Raw genomic sequence first — 17,406 nt, 5'->3', positions numbered from 1 at the left:
GGGACTCCATGGGCCGGTGCGGACGCAATGACCGCAGCGCCTCCCCGGCCACGGTGGAGGCGATGCGGTCAAAGGTCTTGCCAGGCTGGAAGCTGCACGCGCCATGGCCGGAAGGCCAAGTCTGTTGACGCGTGCCCCGGCGCATGGCGCGCCGGGCGGCTACTCCCCAATGACGAGGTGGCGGGAGTATACCCGCCGGGGCATGACGCTCAGATCAGCGTGACGCCGGTCTTCGACTGGATGAACTCGCGCGTGACGCCGGGCGCCAGCTCGACCAGCTTGAGGCCCTCGGGGGTGACGTCCATCACGCCCAGGTCGGTGATGATGCGGTCGACCACGCCCACGCCGGTCAGCGGCAGGGTGCACTTGGGCAGGATCTTGAGGTCCTCGGTGCCGTCCTTCTTGCGGGCCACATGCTCCATGAGCACGATGACACGCTTGACGCCGGCCACCAGGTCCATGGCGCCGCCCATGCCCTTGACCATCTTGCCCGGGATCATCCAGTTGGCCAGATCGCCCTGCTCGCTGACCTGCATGGCGCCCAGGATGGAGAGGTTGATCTTGCCGCCGCGGATCATGGCAAAGCTCTGCTCGCTGCCGAAGATGCTGCTGCCGGCGATCGTGGTCACGGTCTGCTTGCCGGCGTTGATCAGGTCGGCGTCCACCTCGTCCTCGGTCGGGAACGGGCCGATGCCCAGCATGCCGTTCTCGCTCTGCAGCCAGACCTCCTTGGTGGAGGGCACATGGTTGGCCACCAGGGTCGGAATGCCGATGCCCAGGTTGACGTAGAAACCGTCTTCGAGTTCGTGGGCCGCGCGGGCGGCCATCTGGTCTTGGGTCCAGGCCATGGTCAGACTCCTGCCTTTTCGGTGAGGGTGCGTTTCTCGATGCGCTTTTCGGGGTTCGGGTTGTGCACGATGCGGTGCACATACACGCCCGGCAGGTGAACCTGGTCGGGGTGGATGGCGCCGGTCTCGACGATCTCCTCGACCTCGACCACGCAGATGCGGCCGGCCATGGCAGCGGCCGGGTTGAAGTTGCGGGCGGTGTAGCGGAACTGCAGGTTGCCGCTGCGGTCGGCCCGGTGGGCCTTGACCAGCGACACATCGGGCACCAGCGAACGTTCCATGACGTAGGTCTCGCCGTCGAACTCGCGCAGCTCCTTGCCCTCGGCCACGATGGTGCCCACGCCGGTCTTGGTGAAGAAGGCCGGGATGCCGGCGCCGCCGGCGCGCAGCTTCTCGGCCAGCGTGCCCTGCGGGGTGAACTCCAGCTCGAGTTCGCCGGCGAGGTACTGGCGCTCGAACTCCTTGTTCTCGCCCACGTAGCTGGAGATCATGCGCTTGATCTGGCGCGTCTCCAGCAGCTTGCCCAGGCCGAAACCGTCGACGCCGGCGTTGTTGGAGATGACGGTCAGGCCCTTGACGCCGCTGTCGCGCAGGGCGTCGATCAGGGCCTCGGGAATGCCGCACAGACCGAAGCCGCCCACGGCCATGAGCTGGCCGTCGGCGACGATGTCTTTCAGCGCATCGGCGGCGCTCGGGAAAATCTTGTTCAAGGACTGGCTCCTGTGAAACGGTGGAAGGGGCAATCCCGCACGATACTACGTAAAGCGCTACGTAGTATTTCGTAAAGAACAACCCCTCCCCTTCCTGCGTCCCGATGACCGTCGATTACCGCCTGGCCTTCGACCTCGCCCCGGTGGGGCTGGCTCTCTCGCGCGAACGCACCATGGTCGACTGCAACCAGGCGCTGTGCGACATGTTCGGCGCCAGCCGCGACCAGCTGGTGGGCCAGAGCTTCCAGATCCTCTACCCCAGCGCCGACGAGTACGAGCGGCTGGGCGCCCGCATGGCGCCCCTGCTGGGCCGCAGCGGCACCTATGGCGACGACCGCATCATGAAGCGGGTGGGCGGGCCCCAGGCCGGCGAGACCTTCTGGTGCCACGTGACCGGCCGTGCGGTGGACCGCAGCGCGCCGCATGCCGCCGGCATCTGGAGCTTCGAGGACCTGTCCGAGCGCCGCCCGGTCAAGGCCGAGCTGACCGCCCGCGAACGCGAGGTGGCCGCCCTGCTCATGGACGGCCTCACGAGCAAGCAGATCGGCAAGCTGCTGGCCATCAGCCACCGCACGGTGGAGGTGCACCGGGCCCGCCTGATGCGCAAGTACCGCGCCCACAGCACGCCCGATCTGGTGCACCGGCTGCTGGGGGGCTGACAAAAAACCCCGGTTTGCGGGGCCGGCACCGGGCTACCTATACTGCGGCGGTCCATGAAGCTGCTTGTTGTCGACGACCATCCGCTGATGCTGGACGGCCTGGTGCAGATGGCTGTACAGGCCCTGCCGGACCACCAGATCCTGCCCGCCCGCAGTCTGGCGGAAGCCATGGTCCATGCCGGGTCCGATCCGCCGCCCTCCCTGGTGCTGCTGGACCCCGGGCTGCCGGACACCAGCGGTGCCGGCGCCATCCGCTGTCTGGTGAGCGCCTTGCCGGGCAGCGCGGTGGCGGTCATTTCGGCCAACGACCACCCGCCCGATCAGGAGGCGGCCTGGGCGGCTGGTGCGCAGGCATTCATGTCCAAGGCGGCGCAGCCCCAGGAGCTGATCGGCGGGCTGCAGGCCCTCTCGCGCGGAGAACGGGTGCTGATCACGCGCCAGCACGGCCGGGTGGCGGCACCGGACGCCCCATCGGCCCAGCACGGTCTGAGTGCCCGGCAGCTGGAGGTGCTGGAGGCGGTGTGCCAGGGGCTGTCGAACAAGGTCATCGCGCAGCAGCTCGACATTTCGGAGAAGACGGTCAAGGCGCACGTGACCGCCATCTTCGAACGGCTGCAGGTGGTCAACCGCACGCAGGCGGCACTGGCGGCCCGCCGGTTGCACCTGGTGCGCCAGGACCTGCCGGCACCGGACTGATCAGGGGCCGGTCGCCGGGCGCAGGCTGCTCAGGGTGCGATGCAGCGTTTCAGGGTCGACCGGTTTGTGCAGGATGGCGCACTGGGCGGCCTGCACCGCGTGCAGGACGTCGGCGCCGGTATCGCCGGTGATCACCAGGGCCGGCACCGGCTGATTGAACTCGTCGCGGATGCGCTCGATCACCTCCAGCCCGTTGGCAGCAGCACCCAGCCGGTAATCGCACACCAGCAGATCGGGGGCCCGCGTCATGGCCGCCGCGCGCACCATGGCATCGTCCATGCCGGACGCGGTGATGACCTCGCATTGCCACGAGGCCAGCAGGGCATCCATGGCGGCGCGGATCTCGACCTCGTTGTCCACCAGCAGCACCACGGCACCGGCCAGCTGTCCCTGGCCCGGTGGCGTCGGCACGGTGGCCCGGGCCGGGCTCGGCACCGCATCGCCGGCCGCAGGCAGGGTGATCGAGAAACGCGTGCCCTGGCCCGGACGTGAGCTGAGCTCCAGCGGGGCGGCCAGCAGGCGGGCCAGTCGTTCGACGATGGCCAGCCCGAGCCCCAGCCCCTTGGACCGATCCCGCTCCACATTGCCGACCTGAAAGAACGGCTTGAAGACCGCGCGCTGCTGATCGCCCGAAATGCCCACGCCGCTGTCCCACACCTCGATGCGGATCTGCCCGTTGCGCCGGCGGGCTGCCACCAGCACGCCGCCGCGTTCGGTGTAGCGGATGGCATTGGAGACCAGGTTGCCCAGCAACGAGGCCAGCAGGTGGCCGTCGGTGCGCACGGTCAATCCGCCTCCCCGCCAGCGCAGGCGCAGCCCGCGCTGGCGGGCTGCCGGCCCGAACTCGGTGTCCAGCCGGGCGAAGACATCGGCCAGCAACAGCGGTGCAGGCCGCACCGGGATCACGCCCGCATCCAGCCGCGACATGTCCAGCAAGGCATCGAACAGGCCGGTCATGGCCTGGATGGAGCCGCGCATGTCGGCCACCACCCGCTGCTGCGGCGGCGGCAGCACCGCCGACTGCAGCAGGTGGGTCTGCAGGGCCAGGGCGTGCAGGGGCTGTCGCAGGTCGTGGCTGGCGGCGGCCAGGAACATCGACTTCTCGCGGCTGGCCTCCTCCACCTGTTCCTTGCGCAGGGTGACCTCCCGCAGCAGATCGAGGTTCTCGAAGCGCAGCCGGAACGACTCGATGACCGAGCGCCCCAGGTTGTGGGCGAAGGTGCTGATGACGGGCAGGTAACCCAGGCTGATCAGGCCCAGGATGCGCAGCATCAGTGCCTCCTGGAACACCAGGGCCACCGCGATCGGCAGGATGGTGGGAAAGGTGTAGGCGTAGAACGCCGGCAGGTAGGACGCCGAGGCAATGGCCGAGAGCGACCCCATGCTGGCGATCAGGAACATGAAGAACAGCTGGTACTCGATGTGTCCGGCCGGGAAGACCAGCCAGGTGCCCAGGCCCCAGATGCAGCCCGATGCGGCCGAGCCGGCGATGGCCCACCGTGCCCAGCGGTCGGTGTCCTCCACGCCCGGTGCCGCACGCCGGTACGCCCGCCACAACAGTCCGCGGCCGATGGCCTGCGCCAGCATCAATCCGGCCCACAGCACCCACTGCCAGGTCGGAATGACGCTGTGGGCCGCCAGCAGGTAGGTGGTGGACGAGAAGACGCTGCCCAGGAAGGACGCCGGCATGCTGGCGTACTGGGCACGGATCTGCTCAGCCCGCACCCGGGCGTCGATGCTCATGCGTCGGTGCGCGTCACTGGGGCTGGTAGCCGCTGTCCCGGATGATGCGGGCCCAGGCCTGGCGGTAGGCGGCCTCGCGGCCGGCCAGCTGCTCGCCGCTGCTGTGCGCCACGCTCAGGCCCATGGCGGTGAGGCGGTCACGAACATCCGGCTGGGCCAGGGTCTTCTGCAGGGCGGTGCTCAGGCGGTCGAGTGCGGCGCGCGGCGTGCCGGCCGGCGCGAACAGGCCGTAGTACGGCACATCCTCGAAGCCCTTGATGCCGAGTTCGGTGAAGGTGGGCACATCGGGCAGCTGGGCCTGGCGCTGGGTGCCCATGACCGCCACGATGCGCAGCTTGCCGGCCTTGTGGTTCTCGATGAAGTCGGGGACCGAGCCCACGCCGGCCGGGATGGTGTTGCCCAGCATGTCGGCCATCATGGGTGCGCTGCCCCGGTAGGGCGCCGCCACCAGGTCCAGGCCGTTCTGCTGGCCCAGCACCTGCACCGCGAACTGCGGCGTGGAAGCCGGTGCCGGAATGCCCACGGTGCTCTTGCCACCACCGGCCTTGACCGAGGCAATCCAGCCCTTGAGATCGGCGGCCGGCGTGCCGCCCGACAAGGCCACCGCATTGACGAAGGTGGCGAATCCGGCCACCGGCACGAAGTCCCGCGCGGGGTCGAACCCGGGGTTCTTCATGGTCAGCGGCAGGATGGTGACGCTGTGGTCATGGCTCAGGAAGACGGTGTTGCCGTCGGGCGCGGCGGCCTTCAGCGCCTGGGCCGCCAGCTGGCCGCCGGCACCGGGCTTGTTCTCCACCACCACGGGCTGGCCCAGCTCGTCCTTCAGGCGCTCCGCCAGGATGCGGGCGATGGCATCCGTCCCGCCCCCGGGGGGAAAGCCCACCAGCACCCGCAGTGGCGTCTGGGCGTGCAGCGGGGTAACGGACAGCAGGGCCAGGGTCAGGCTGGCGGCGGTGGCCAGCAGGCGGCGGCGGGTCGGGTGCAAGCGCATCGGAAATCTCCTGAAAGGTTCAACGGGACGGGTCTTCGACCACACCGGCAGCGGTGCGGAAGGCTTCGACCGCGGTGGGCACGCCGCAGTACACGGCGGCCTGCAGCAGCACCTCCTGCAGCTCCTCGGGCGTGGCGCCGTTGTTGAGGGCGCCGCGCACATGGCCCTTGAGCTCGTTCTGCCGGCCCAGGGCGGTGAGCATGGCCACGGTGACCAGGCTGCGGGTCTTCAGGTCGAGCCCGCCGCGCTGCCACACATCGCCCCAGGCCTTGCGGGTGATGTGCTGCTGGATGGGTTCGGTGAACGGGGTCATGCCGGCAAAAGCCGCCTCGACGAAAGCGTCGCCCATGACCTGGCGGCGCATGGCCAGGCCGCGTTCGAATTCGGGATCGGAGCCGGCGGGGGGTTGGGGAATGGACATGGCGGGCTGAAAGGGGTGGGTGTCGGGATCGGCGGCAACGATAACGCAGGCGACCCACCCGGCCAACCGCCGAAGGCAGAATCGCGACACCTGTCCGACAACCCGCGACCTGCCCCAGGAGACCCCATGAGCCGCTACCCCGCCCCCGACATCAACGACCTGCCCGACGACATCAAGGCCCGGGTGCTGGAGGTGCAGGAAAAAGCCGGCTTCGTGCCCAACGTGTTCCTGGCCCTGGCACGCCGACCGGCCGAGTGGCGGGCCTTCTTCGCCTACCACGACGCCCTCATGACCCCCGAGACGGTGGGCCGCACCAGCGGTCTGACCAAGGGGGAGCGCGAGATGATCGTCACCGCCACCAGCGCCGCCAACCAGTGCCTCTATTGCGTGGTGGCCCACGGCGCCATCCTGCGCATCTACGAGAAGAAGCCGCTGGTGGCCGATCAGGTGGCCGTCAACCACCGCAAGGCCGACATCAGCCCGCGCCAGCGCGCCATGCTCGACTTCGCCATGAAGGTCTGCCAGCAGTCGCACGCCATCGAGGACGCCGACATCGATGCCCTGCACGCCCACGGCTTCACCGACGAGGACGCCTGGGACATTGCCGCCATCACGGCTTTTTTCGGCCTGTCCAACCGCATGGCCAGCTTCAGCGGCATGATGCCCAACCCCGAGTTCTACCTGATGGGCCGCCAACCCAAGCCACGCTGACCCGCCACCGGAGCCACCGACTTGACCACTGCCCAGGCCAGAGCCCTTGACGACGACCCGCGCCAGTGGCTGGGCAACACGCCCCAGCTGGAGTGGAAGCATCCGCGCCTGCGCCTGCTGGCGGTCCGGCTGACGCAGCTCAGCTACCGCCCGCACGACAAGGCCCTGGCCCTGTTCCGCCATGTGCGCCAGATGCCGTTCGGCTGCGTGGGCGACGGCACCGGCGTGCCGGCGCTCACCGTGCTGCGCCTCAACCGGGGCGACTGCCACACCAAGTCGACGCTGCTGGTGGCGCTGCTGCGGGCCATCGGCCTGCCGGCACGGCTGCGGCTGGTGTCGCTCAAGTCCGACTTCCTGCAGGGCATCATCGATCTGGGCCAGAACCCGGTGGAGCACTGCCAGGTGGAGGTGTGGCTGGAAGACCGCTGGGTGCGTTTCGACAGCCATGTGATGGACCCGCCCCTGGTGGAAGCCTGCCGGACGCAGCTCTCGCTGGAGGGCCGCACGCTGGGCTACGGTCTGCATCTGGACGGCGCCACCGACTGGGACGGCCAGACCGACGCACTGTCTCCCACCGTGGCCGGGGACGAACGCAGCCTGCCGGTGCGCGACTGGGGCTGCTACGACGACCCCTACAGCTTCTACAGCTCCACCGACGAGGTGCGCAGCAAACTGGGCTGGAGCAGCCGCATGGTGTGGATGCTGGGCGCCCGCCGGGTCAACCAGCGGGTGCATGTGCTGCGCACCATGGCCCGCGAGCCGGTGGAGATCCAGCGCAGCCTCTGACGCCGCCTGACGGGACGGTCAGTCCTGCAGGTGCCGGCGCATGCGCTCGGGGAGGGGCGCCGATTTCTGGTTCGGGAAGTCCACCCACACCGTGGTGGCGCCACCCGAGGCATAGACCGTGTCGGGATCGTCGGTGCGCGAGAGGGTGCACCAGCTCTCGAAACTGCTGCGCCCGGGGTCGCTGACCGACATCACCGCCAGCACCTCGCCCGGGTATTCGAGCTGGCGGTGGAAATTGCAGAAGGCATTGACGATCACCGGCCCCTCGCCGCGCGGGTCGGGCTCGCAGCCGATGCTGCGCATCCACTCGATGCGCACCGTCTCGAGGTAACGGAAGTACACCGTGTTGTTCACATGGCCCATGGCGTCCATGTCGCCCCAGCGGATGGGGATGACCATGCGGAACACCTCGCGGCGGTGGGCAGGCAGTTCGAGTTTCATGTCGGGGCAGGGTCGGGTTCAGCGGTGGGCCCGGATCGAGGCCACGATGCCCAGCACGAACAGCAGGCAGGCGGTCCACTGCAGCGGCGCGGGCCACGCGGCCTTCCAGGCAAAGGCGTAGATCAGGCCGAAGACGGTCTCGCTCACGATGAGCTGTCCGGCCAGGCTGGCGCTCAGCCGGCGGCTGGCCATGTTCCACAGCACCGAGGCGATCCAGGCCGCACCGATGCCGGTCACCACGCACACCAGCACGAAGGTGCCGAAACCCGGGCGGGCCATCAGCTCGGGCAGCGGTGTGCCGGCCACGGCCCAGATCCCCAGCGCCCCCAGGCCGGCCGCCACGCCCAGCCAGTTGGCCCAGACGGTGGAATTGACCTCCGGGTGGCGCGCCAGCCAACGCGCATTCAGCAGGCCGAACGCGGTCCAGCAGGCCATGGCCATGGCGGCCAGCACCACCCCCCACAGCACGCTGCCCGCTCCCTCGGTGCCGCCGTGGGTGGTCTCGCCCATCATCAGCGCCATGCCGGCCAGGGTGAGCACCAGGCCGGGCACCAGCGCCCGCCAGCGCAGCCCCTGCGGCTTGCCCAGCAGCATGATGGCCACCGGGATGGTGCCGATGATGAGCACCGGCAGGGCTGCACCGGCGGCCTGAATGGCCAGCACCAGCAGCAGGTAGTAGCCGGTGTAGCCCAGCACGCTCAGCCACACCGCCGCACCCGCCTGCGACCAGGTCGGCCGCTGCAGCGTGCCGCGCAGTGCATTCCACACCAGCAGCAGCAGGGCCAGCAGCCCGCACGACAGGTAGCGGCCCACGGTGAGGTCGATGGAGCTGAAGCCCGGCGCGATCAGCGGGGCCACGAAGGTGGTGCCCCAGAAGGCGCCCGCCCCGAGGCCGGCCGCAATGCCCAGCGGCATGCCCGGCGGCCAGCCGGCAGGACGGTTCAGGACGGAAGCCGTCATGTCAGACCGCAAACCCGTCGTCGGCGGCGATCACCGCGCCGTTGATGAAATGGCTTTCGGCCGAGCACAGCATGACCAGCAGCGCGTCCAGGTCGGCCGGCGTGCCCACGCGCTTGCGCGGCAGCATGGCGATCAGCTTCTGGCCCTGCTCGGTCTGCCAGTGGTGGTGGTTGATCTCGGTGTCGATGTAGCCCGGGCAGATGGCGTTCACATTGATGCCGAAGCGGCCCCACTCGGTGGCCATGGCGCGGGTCATGTGCACCACGGCCGCCTTGCTCATGCAGTACACGCCGATCTGCGGCAGCACCTTGAGGCCGGCCATGGACGCGATGTTGATGATGCGCCCGCCCACGTAGGTGCCCGGCGCGGCGCCCTTGGCCCGCGCCAGCATGCGCTTGCCGACCTCCTGGGCCACGAAGAAGGCACCCCGGGTGTTGGTGTTGAAGACGAAGTCGTAGTCTTCCTCGGTCACGTCCTGCAGGCGCTGGGTGGTGCTCACGCCGGAGTTGTTGATCAGGATGTCGATCGGCCCGACCTCGGTCTCGGCATGCGCCACCGCCGCCTTGATGGAGGCCAGGTCGGTCACGTCCATGGCCACCACATGGGCCTGTCCGCCGGCGGCTTCGATGTGGGCGCGCAGGTTCATCAGCCGGTCGGTGCGGCGGCTGGCCAGCACCACGGCGGCCCCGGCCTGGGCCAGGGTCTTGGCGAACTGCTCGCCCAGGCCGCCGGAGGCGCCGGTGATCAGGGCCACGCGGCCGGAGAGGTCGAGGGTGTAGGCCATGGAAGGTCTCCTGGGACGTTGAAGGAAGGGGAAAATAAGAACGACCGTTCGATTTTGTGCGGGCGCCGCATAGAATGCGGTCCGGCCGGTGACAGGGGCATACGCCCGCCGGTGTCCGATCAACCCCCTTATTCTCTGCGAGATCCCCCATGACGCACGACGAGATCCTGGCCCAGTTCGGTCCCCGGGAGGCCATGGAATACGACGTGGTGGTGGTCGGTGGCGGCCCGGCCGGCCTGTCCACCGCCATCCGCCTCAAGCAGCTCGCCGCCGAGCGTGGCCATGAGGTGAGCGTGTGCGTGCTGGAGAAAGGCTCCGAGCCGGGCGCCCACATCCTCTCGGGCGCCGTCATGGACCCGCGCGCCATCACCGAGCTCTTCCCCGACTGGAAGGAACGCGGCGCCCCGCTGAACCAGCCGGTGACCGGCGACGACGTGCTGTTCCTGAAAGAGCACTCGGCCACCCGCACGCCCGACTGGCTGGTGCCGGGCTGCTTCCACAACGACGGCAACTACGTCATCAGCCTGGGTGCCGTCACCAAGTGGCTGGGCGAGCAGGCCGAGGCCCTGGGTGTGGAGATCTTCCCGGGCTTCACCGCGGCCGAGGTGCTGTACGCCGACGATGGTTCGGTGCGCGGCGTGGCCACCGGCCACCAGGGCCTGGGCAAGGACGGCGAGCCCACCGACAGCTTCCAGCTCGGCATGGAGCTGCTGGCCAAGTACACCGTGTTCGCCGAAGGTGCGCGCGGTCACCTGGGCAAGCAGCTGATCGCCCGCTTCCAGCTCGATGCCGGCAAGGACCCGCAGAGCTATGCGATCGGCATCAAGGAACTCTGGGAAGTGCCGCCCGAGAAGGCCCAGCCCGGCCGCGTGGTGCACACCGCCGGCTGGCCCATGGACAACAGCACCTACGGCGGCGGCTTCCTGTACCACCTGGAAGGCAACAAGGTCACCCTGGGCTTCGTCACCGGCCTGGACTACCAGAACCCCTGGCTCAGCCCGTTCGAGGAAATGCAGCGCTGGAAGACCCACCCGGCCATCCGCGCCCACATCGAGGGCGGCAAGCGACTGGGCTATGGTGCCCGCGCCATCACCGCCGGCGGCATCCTGAGCCTGCCGCGCACCGTGTTCCCCGGCGGCGCCCTGGTGGGCTGTGACGCCGGCTACCTGAACGCCGCCCGCATCAAGGGCAGCCATGCGGCCATCAAGACCGGCATGCTGTGCGCCGAAGCCGCCTTCGACGCCCTGGTGGCCGGCCGCAGCGGCGACGAGCTCGAGGCCTACCCGGCCGCCTTCGAGCAGAGCTGGCTCAAGGAAGAACTGGAAGGCTCGCGCAACTTCAAGCAGTGGTTCAAGAAGGGCAACACCGTGGGTGCGCTCATGACCGGCATCGAGCAGTGGCTGCTGCCCAAGCTCGGCATGAAGAGCCCGCCCTGGACCATCCACCGCACCGAGGCGGACCACACCCGCCTGCGCCCGGCGGCCGAGATGCCGCAGATCAGCTACCCCAAGCCGGACGGCAAACTCACCTTCGACCGGCTCTCCAGCGTGTTCGTGTCCAACACCAACCACGAAGAGAACCAGCCGGCCCACCTGACGCTCAAGAACAGCACGGTGCCGGTGCAGATCAATCTGGCCAGGTACGCCGGACCCGAGAGCCGCTACTGCCCGGCCGGCGTGTACGAATACTTCAAGGCCGACGACGGGGCCGACCGCCTGCAGATCAATGCCCAGAACTGCGTGCACTGCAAGACCTGCGACATCAAGGACCCGACCCAGAACATCGTCTGGGTGACCCCCGAAGGCGGTGGCGGCCCCAACTACGCCGGCATGTGACGCCCCCACGCTCCACCGCTGCGCGGGTCGCTTCCCCCCGAGGGGGCTGATTCGCCTTGGGGCGGCCCGGCGGCGAATCGTCGGATAAACTTCAGGGCTTGTCAGGAGAGAGCCCCGCCAGCCGGGGCCGCCGAAGGCGCAGGAGGTCCGCTTCCCCGGGAACGAGGCCCTGAACGCTCAGGCAAAAGGACTGGCAGCCAGCCGCCGCGAGGCGGCTGTTCCCCCCTGGAGAGAGGCCGCACCCGATGCGGCCCACCGAAGGAGCAAGCGCGGCATCGCCCGGGCGAATCTCTCAGGTAGAGCGGACAGTGGGGCAGCACACGGCAGCACCGGGGGTGGGCCGTGTTTCGCCCGTCAGGGCCTGCCCGCCTGGAATCCCGCTGCCGTGTCCGACCCTGCCCTGCTCCACACCCCGCTGCACGCACTGCACCTTGAACTCGGCGCCCGCATGGTGCCGTTCGCCGGCTACAGCATGCCGGTGCAATACCCCGCCGGCCTGATGGCCGAGCACCTGCACACCCGCAGCGCCGCCGGCCTGTTCGATGTATCGCACATGGGCCAGATCTCGATCCGTGGCGCCGACGCTGCAGCCGCCCTGGAGTCGGTGATGCCGGTCGATGTGATCGGCCTGGGCGTCAACCGCCAGCGCTACGGCCTGCTGCTCAATGAGCAGGGCGGCATCCTGGACGACCTGATGTTCGTCAACCGCGACATCGCTGGCGGTGGCGACCTGTTCCTGGTGGTCAACGGCGCCAACAAGCAGGCCGATCTGGCCCACCTGCAGGCACGCATCGGTCAGCGCTGCCAGATCACCGCCCAGTTCGACCGGGGCCTGCTGGCCCTGCAAGGCCCGCAGGCCGTGACCGCGCTGCAGCGCCTGCTGCCCGGCGTGGAGGCGCTGGTGTTCATGACCGGCGCGGCCTTTGTCTGGAACGGGGCCGACCTGTTCGTGACCCGCAGCGGCTACACCGGCGAGGACGGTTTCGAGATCTCGCTGCCGGCCGACGTCACCGACGCCTTTGCCCGCGCCCTGCTGGCGCAACCCGAAGTCAAGCCGGTGGGTCTGGGTGCACGCAACTCGCTGCGGCTGGAAGCCGGTCTGTGCCTGCACGGCAACGACATCGACCCCGGCATCACCCCCGTCGAAGCCGGCCTGAACTGGGCGCTGCAGAAGGTGCGCCGCACCGGTGGTGCACGGGCCGGCGTCTTCCCCGGTGCCGAGGTGGTGCTGGGCCAGCTCGACGGCACCGTGCCGCTCGCCCGCGTGCGCGTGGGCCTGGTGGCCGAAGAGCGCGTGCCGGTGCGCGAACACACCCCCCTGCAGGACGAAGCCGGCCAGAGCCTGGGCGAGGTCACCAGCGGCCTGCTCGGCCCCACCACCCAGACGCCGATTGCCATGGGCATGGTGCCACCCTCGCACGCCGCTGTCGGCACCCGGGTGCTGGCCATCGTGCGCGGCAAGCCGGTGCCCATGCGCGTGAGCGCCATGCCCTTCGTGCCCAATCGTTATCACCGCGGCTGAACGCCGGTTTTCGTTCCCCTACTTTCTTCACCAGGAGCCCGACATGACCACCAAGTACACCGAAGACCACGAATGGATCACCGTGGATGGCGACATCGCCATCGTCGGCATCACCCACCATGCGCAGGACGCGCTGGGCGACGTGGTGTTCGTCGACCTGCCCGAGGTGGGCCGCAGCTTCAACCAGAAGGACGTGGCCGGCGTGGTCGAGTCGGTCAAGGCCGCCGCCGACGTCTACATGCCGGTCAGCGGCGAGGTGGTGGAAGTGAACGAGGCCCTGCGCGCCGACCCGTCGCTGGCCAACAGCGACCCGCTGGCCGCCGGCTGGTTCTTCAAGGTGCGCCTGTCGCAGCCGTCGCAGCTCGACGCCCTGCTCGACAAGACCGCCTACGACGCCTTCTCGGCCAACGCCTGATCCCCCTCCGCTCTTCACCACCCCGCAGGACACCGCCATGCTGATGCCCTCCGTCAAGCCCCTGGGCGACCTTGAGAACCCCAGCGAATTCATCGCCCGCCACATCGGCATCGGCCCGGCCGACGAGGCCCACATGCTGTCGGTGATCGGCGAGGCCTCGCGCCGCGCCCTGATCGAGGCCATCGTGCCGCGCAGCATCGCCCGCAGCACCGGCATGCAGCTGCCGCCGGCCATCTCCGAAGCGGCGGCGCTGGCCGAACTCAAGGGCATCGCGCAGAAGAACCGGCTGGTCAAGAGCTTCATCGGCCAGGGCTACCATGGCACCCACACGCCCGGCGTGATCCTGCGCAACATCCTGGAGAACCCGGCCTGGTACACCGCCTACACGCCCTACCAGGCCGAGATCTCGCAGGGCCGGATGGAGGCCCTGGTGAACTTCCAGACCATGGTGACCGACCTCACCGGCATGGACATTGCCAACGCCTCCATGCTGGACGAGGCCACCGCCGCCGCCGAGGCCATGACCCTGGCCAAACGGTCGGTCAAGGCCAGGGGCCAGCGCTTCGTGGTGGCCGGCGATGTGCATCCGCAGACGCTGGAAGTCATCCGCACCCGGGCCGAGCCCATGGGCATCGAGGTGGTCACCGCCGACAGCCAGGCCGAGTGGGATGCGCTGCTCGAGCGCGACGACTACTTCGCGGTGATGGAGCAGTACCCGGCCACCTCCGGCCGCCTGGGCACCGACACCGGCGACACCCTCAAGGTGCACGCCCGGGGTGCGGCCTACATCGTGGCCGCCGACCTGCTCGCGCTGTGCCTGCTCAAGCCGCCCGGCGAATGGGACGGCGGCGGCGCCCAGGGCGGTGCCGACATCGTGGTGGGCAGCACCCAGCGCTTCGGCATGCCGATGGGCAATGGCGGCCCGCACGCCGCCTTCATGGCCTGCCGCGACGCCTTCAAGCGCAGCATGCCCGGCCGTCTGGTGGGGGTGAGCGTGGACCGCCACGGCCACCCGGCCTACCGGCTGGCCTTGCAGACCCGTGAACAGCACATCCGCCGCGAGAAGGCCACCAGCAACATCTGCACGGCACAGGTGCTGCCGGCGGTGGTGGCCAGCATGTATGCGGTCTACCACGGGCCCCAGGGCCTCAAGCGCATCGCACAGCGCGTGGCGGCCTACACCGCCATCCTGGCCCAGGGTCTGGAGCAGCTGGGACAGCGGCTGGAACACGCGCAGATGTTCGACACCGTCACCGTGCTGACCGGCGACCGCACCGAGGTCCTGGTGCGCCGCGCGCTCGATGCCGGCATGAACCTGCGCGACCACGGCGACGGGCGCATCGGCATCACGCTGGACGAGACCACCACCCGCGACGACATCGCCGCCCTGTGGCGCGTGTTTGCCACCGAGGGCCAGGCGCTCCCGTCCTTCGACGGCTTCGAGAAGGGCGTCGAGCCGCGCATCCCGGCCGAACTGCGCCGCACCAGCGACTTCCTGACCCACCCGGTGTTCGACCGCCATCACTCCGAGACCGGCATGCTGCGCTACATCCGCAGCCTCTCCGACAAGGACCTGGCACTCGACCGCAGCATGATCCCGCTGGGCTCGTGCACCATGAAGCTCAATGCCACCAGCGAGATGATCCCCATCACCTGGCCCGAGTTTGCCAACGTGCACCCGTTTTCCCCGGCGGACCAGCGCGAAGGCTACCGCCTGCTCGACCAGCAGCTGCGCGACTGGCTGTGCCAGGCCACCGGCTACGCCGGCATCAGCCTGCAGCCCAATGCCGGCTCGCAGGGCGAGTACGCCGGCCTGCTGGTGATCCAGGCCTGGCACCGCTCGCGCGGTGAAGGCCACCGCAACATCTGCCTGATCCCCAGCAGCGCCCACGGCACCAACCCGGCCAGCGCGCAGATGGTGGGCATGCAGGTGGTGGTGACCCAGTGCGACGAGAACGGCAACGTGGACATGGCCGACCTCAAGGCCAAGTGCGAGCAGCACAGCGCCAACCTGGCCGCCGTGATGATCACCTACCCCAGCACCCACGGTGTGTTCGAGACCCAGGTCAAGGACCTGTGCGCCCTGGTGCACCAGCACGGCGGCCGCGTGTATGTGGACGGTGCCAACATGAATGCCCTGGTGGGCGTGGCCGCCCCGGGCGAGTTCGGCGGTGACGTGAGCCACCTCAACCTGCACAAGACCTTCTGCATCCCGCACGGCGGCGGCGGCCCGGGCGTGGGCCCGGTGTGCGTGGTCGAAGACCTGGTGCCCTTCCTGCCGGGCCATGCCACCGGCGGCGTGCCGGTCAATGGCGTGGGGGCCGTCTCGGCCGCGCCGCTGGGCAACGCGGCGGTGCTGCCGATCTCGTGGATGTACATCCGCATGATGGGCGCCGAAGGCCTGAAGGGCGCCACCGAAGTCGCCATCCTGTCGGCCAACTACATCAGCCAGCGCCTGAAAGGCCACTTCCCCACGCTGTACGCCAGCGAGAACGGCCATGTGGCCCACGAATGCATCCTGGACCTGCGCCACTTCAAGGACAGCTGCGGCGTGATGGCCGAGGACGTGGCCAAACGCCTGATGGACTACGGCTTCCATGCCCCCACCCTGAGCTTCCCGGTGGCCAACACCCTGATGGTCGAGCCCACCGAGAGCGAGACCCTGGAGGAGCTGGACCGCTTCATCGACGCCATGATCGCCATCCGCGAGGAGATCCGGCTGGTCGAGAACGGCACCTGGCCGCAGGACGACAACCCGCTGAAGAACGCGCCGCACACCGCCGCCAGCCTCATGGCCGGCGAATGGACCCACCCCTACAGCCGCGAGGTGGCTTCCACCCTCAAGGCCGACCGCCCCGGGACCAAGTACTGGCCGTCGGTGGGCCGGGTGGACAACGTCTATGGCGACCGCAACCTGTTCTGCAGCTGCGTGCCGCTGAGCGAGTACTGAGCCGCCTCACGCGGGGCCGGCCGACACCGCGTCGGCCGGCAGCCAGGACGGCAACGCCTCGCGCACGATGCGCAAGGCCGGTGCGGCCGAACGCCGCGCCAGCGTGACCATGCCGAAGCGGCCGGTGGCATCGAAGGCCGGCTGCAGCGGCACCGGCACCAGCCCCGGTGCGGCAGCGCACACCGTGAGCACCACCACATCGCTGTGGCGGGCCACCTCCACCAGGTGGTGGGTCTCGTCGCTGCGCAGGGTGACGCAGTCGTCCGGGTTGGCCTGCGCGCCGTACCGGGCCATCAGCAGCCGGGCCACCTCGTCGCTCAGCGGGGTGGAGGCCATGGGATAGGCCAGCACATCGCCGAACGACAGCGCCTTGCGCCGGCGCAGCAGGGGATGACCGGGCCGCACCAGAAAGCCGGCCGACAGCTCGAAGACCTGATCGATCCGCAGATCGGCCGCCGGCCGCACCGAGCGCACGTCGACCACGGCCGCGTCCAGCCGCTGCTCGCGCAGCGCATCGATCAGCACCGAGGTGTTGCCGCGCGAAATCTCCACCTGCAGGCGCGGGTGGTGCCGGGCCATGTGGGCCAGCAAGGGGCGTGACAGCAGCACGCCGGGCGCCGAACTCAAGCCCACCCGCAGCCGACCGATCAGGCCGGCCTGCAAGCCCTGGCTGACCTGCTTGAGGGCCTCGGCCTCGGAGACCAGCCGACGGGCCCGCTCCAGCACCTCCTGACCCAGCGGGGTGAGGGCAATGCGCCGGCCCAGGCGGTCGAACAGGGGCGCACCCAGCTCGTCTTCCAGCGCCTGGATGCTGCGGCTGAGCGCCGGCTGGGTCAGGAACAGCAGGCGCGCCGCCTGGGCAAAGGAGCCGGCCTGGGCCAGGCCGACCAGATGGCGAAGCTGGGTGAGCGTCATGAAAACCTCCACTCGAATG

Annotated in this window: 17 protein-coding genes and 3 riboswitches; of the genes, 8 read left to right on the top strand and 9 right to left on the bottom strand. The window is 69.4% G+C overall.

Annotation, left to right across the window (positions count from 1 at the left end; all coding sequences use genetic code 11):
• Positions 1-2: 2 nt before the first annotated feature.
• Positions 3-180, bottom strand: a riboswitch (yybP-ykoY riboswitch).
• Between the two features lie 29 nt (positions 181-209).
• Both CAP38_RS06580 and CAP38_RS06575 read right to left on the bottom strand, forming a co-directional pair.
• Positions 210-848, bottom strand: coding sequence for a CoA transferase subunit B (locus CAP38_RS06580; RefSeq protein ID WP_086120231.1), 639 nt, complete (start codon positions 846-848; stop codon positions 210-212).
• Between the two features lie 2 nt (positions 849-850).
• A complete protein-coding gene (locus CAP38_RS06575; protein ID WP_086120229.1) occupies positions 851-1,558 on the bottom strand; it encodes a CoA transferase subunit A in 708 nt (235 codons plus the stop codon).
• 104 nt (positions 1,559-1,662) lie between these two features.
• Here CAP38_RS06575 and CAP38_RS06570 point away from each other — a divergent pair, with 104 nt between their 5' ends.
• Positions 1,663-2,217 carry a PAS and helix-turn-helix domain-containing protein gene (locus tag CAP38_RS06570; RefSeq protein WP_086120227.1) on the top strand — a complete coding sequence of 185 codons (555 nt, stop codon included), beginning with the start codon at positions 1,663-1,665 and terminating at the stop codon, positions 2,215-2,217.
• A gap of 54 nt (positions 2,218-2,271) precedes the next feature.
• On the top strand, positions 2,272-2,913 hold the full coding sequence (locus CAP38_RS06565; RefSeq protein WP_086120225.1) for a response regulator transcription factor: 642 nt from the start codon (positions 2,272-2,274) through the stop codon (positions 2,911-2,913).
• Here CAP38_RS06565 and CAP38_RS06560 read toward each other — a convergent pair whose 3' ends face one another.
• From CAP38_RS06560 to CAP38_RS06550, 3 genes are read right to left on the bottom strand one after another with little or no spacing between them, the layout of a single operon-like run.
• On the bottom strand, positions 2,914-4,656 hold the full coding sequence (locus CAP38_RS06560) for a hybrid sensor histidine kinase/response regulator (RefSeq protein ID WP_086120223.1): 1,743 nt from the start codon (positions 4,654-4,656) through the stop codon (positions 2,914-2,916).
• 13 nt (positions 4,657-4,669) lie between these two features.
• Positions 4,670-5,647, bottom strand: a complete 978-nt coding sequence (locus tag CAP38_RS06555) for a Bug family tripartite tricarboxylate transporter substrate binding protein (RefSeq protein ID WP_086120221.1) — start codon at positions 5,645-5,647, stop codon at positions 4,670-4,672.
• A 19-nt stretch (positions 5,648-5,666) separates the two neighbouring features.
• On the bottom strand, positions 5,667-6,068 hold the full coding sequence (locus tag CAP38_RS06550) for a carboxymuconolactone decarboxylase family protein (RefSeq protein WP_086120219.1): 402 nt from the start codon (positions 6,066-6,068) through the stop codon (positions 5,667-5,669).
• Positions 6,069-6,194: 126 nt separating this feature from the next.
• Here CAP38_RS06550 and CAP38_RS06545 point away from each other — a divergent pair, with 126 nt between their 5' ends.
• Together CAP38_RS06545 and CAP38_RS06540 are read left to right on the top strand one after the other, a co-directional pair.
• Positions 6,195-6,779, top strand: a complete 585-nt coding sequence (locus CAP38_RS06545; protein WP_086120217.1) for a peroxidase-related enzyme — start codon at positions 6,195-6,197, stop codon at positions 6,777-6,779.
• A 21-nt stretch (positions 6,780-6,800) separates the two neighbouring features.
• Positions 6,801-7,565: a transglutaminase family protein gene (locus CAP38_RS06540; protein ID WP_086120215.1), complete on the top strand. Its 765-nt coding sequence runs from the start codon at positions 6,801-6,803 to the stop codon at positions 7,563-7,565.
• 18 nt (positions 7,566-7,583) lie between these two features.
• Here the strand turns inward: CAP38_RS06540 and CAP38_RS06535 are convergent, their stop codons facing one another.
• Genes CAP38_RS06535 through CAP38_RS06525 form a run of 3 tightly spaced genes read right to left on the bottom strand, consistent with a single transcriptional unit; the run spans position 7,584 to position 9,750 of the window.
• Positions 7,584-8,006 carry a thioesterase family protein gene (locus CAP38_RS06535; RefSeq protein WP_086120213.1) on the bottom strand — a complete coding sequence of 141 codons (423 nt, stop codon included), beginning with the start codon at positions 8,004-8,006 and terminating at the stop codon, positions 7,584-7,586.
• An 18-nt stretch (positions 8,007-8,024) separates the two neighbouring features.
• Complete coding sequence (locus tag CAP38_RS06530; RefSeq protein ID WP_306297696.1) at positions 8,025-8,966, bottom strand: DMT family transporter; 942 nt, start codon at positions 8,964-8,966, stop codon at positions 8,025-8,027.
• A gap of 1 nt (position 8,967) precedes the next feature.
• A complete protein-coding gene (locus tag CAP38_RS06525; RefSeq protein WP_086120211.1) occupies positions 8,968-9,750 on the bottom strand; it encodes an SDR family oxidoreductase in 783 nt (260 codons plus the stop codon).
• A gap of 149 nt (positions 9,751-9,899) precedes the next feature.
• Between CAP38_RS06525 and CAP38_RS06520 the strand changes: the two genes are divergently transcribed.
• The 4 genes from CAP38_RS06520 (at position 9,900) to gcvP (ending at position 16,472) form a co-directional block, all read left to right on the top strand.
• Positions 9,900-11,585, top strand: coding sequence for an electron transfer flavoprotein-ubiquinone oxidoreductase (locus CAP38_RS06520; RefSeq protein WP_086120209.1), 1,686 nt, complete (start codon positions 9,900-9,902; stop codon positions 11,583-11,585).
• 92 nt (positions 11,586-11,677) lie between these two features.
• Positions 11,678-11,788, top strand: a riboswitch (glycine riboswitch).
• A 12-nt stretch (positions 11,789-11,800) separates the two neighbouring features.
• Positions 11,801-11,904, top strand: a riboswitch (glycine riboswitch).
• A gap of 66 nt (positions 11,905-11,970) precedes the next feature.
• On the top strand, positions 11,971-13,107 hold the full coding sequence (gene gcvT, locus CAP38_RS06515) for a glycine cleavage system aminomethyltransferase GcvT (protein ID WP_256924321.1): 1,137 nt from the start codon (positions 11,971-11,973) through the stop codon (positions 13,105-13,107).
• A gap of 43 nt (positions 13,108-13,150) precedes the next feature.
• Complete coding sequence (gene gcvH / locus CAP38_RS06510) at positions 13,151-13,522, top strand: glycine cleavage system protein GcvH (RefSeq protein WP_086120207.1); 372 nt, start codon at positions 13,151-13,153, stop codon at positions 13,520-13,522.
• A gap of 37 nt (positions 13,523-13,559) precedes the next feature.
• Positions 13,560-16,472: an aminomethyl-transferring glycine dehydrogenase gene (gcvP, locus tag CAP38_RS06505; RefSeq protein ID WP_086120205.1), complete on the top strand. Its 2,913-nt coding sequence runs from the start codon at positions 13,560-13,562 to the stop codon at positions 16,470-16,472.
• Positions 16,473-16,478: 6 nt separating this feature from the next.
• On the opposite strand, the gene CAP38_RS06500 is transcribed toward gcvP, so the two are convergent.
• Positions 16,479-17,387, bottom strand: coding sequence for a LysR family transcriptional regulator (locus tag CAP38_RS06500; protein WP_086120203.1), 909 nt, complete (start codon positions 17,385-17,387; stop codon positions 16,479-16,481).
• Positions 17,388-17,406 lie beyond the last annotated feature (19 nt).

Source organism: Hydrogenophaga sp. IBVHS2 (genome assembly GCF_002127215.1).
In the GTDB taxonomy this organism is placed as follows: domain Bacteria; phylum Pseudomonadota; class Gammaproteobacteria; order Burkholderiales; family Burkholderiaceae_C; genus Hydrogenophaga.
This window is presented reverse-complemented; position numbering and strand designations above follow the sequence as displayed.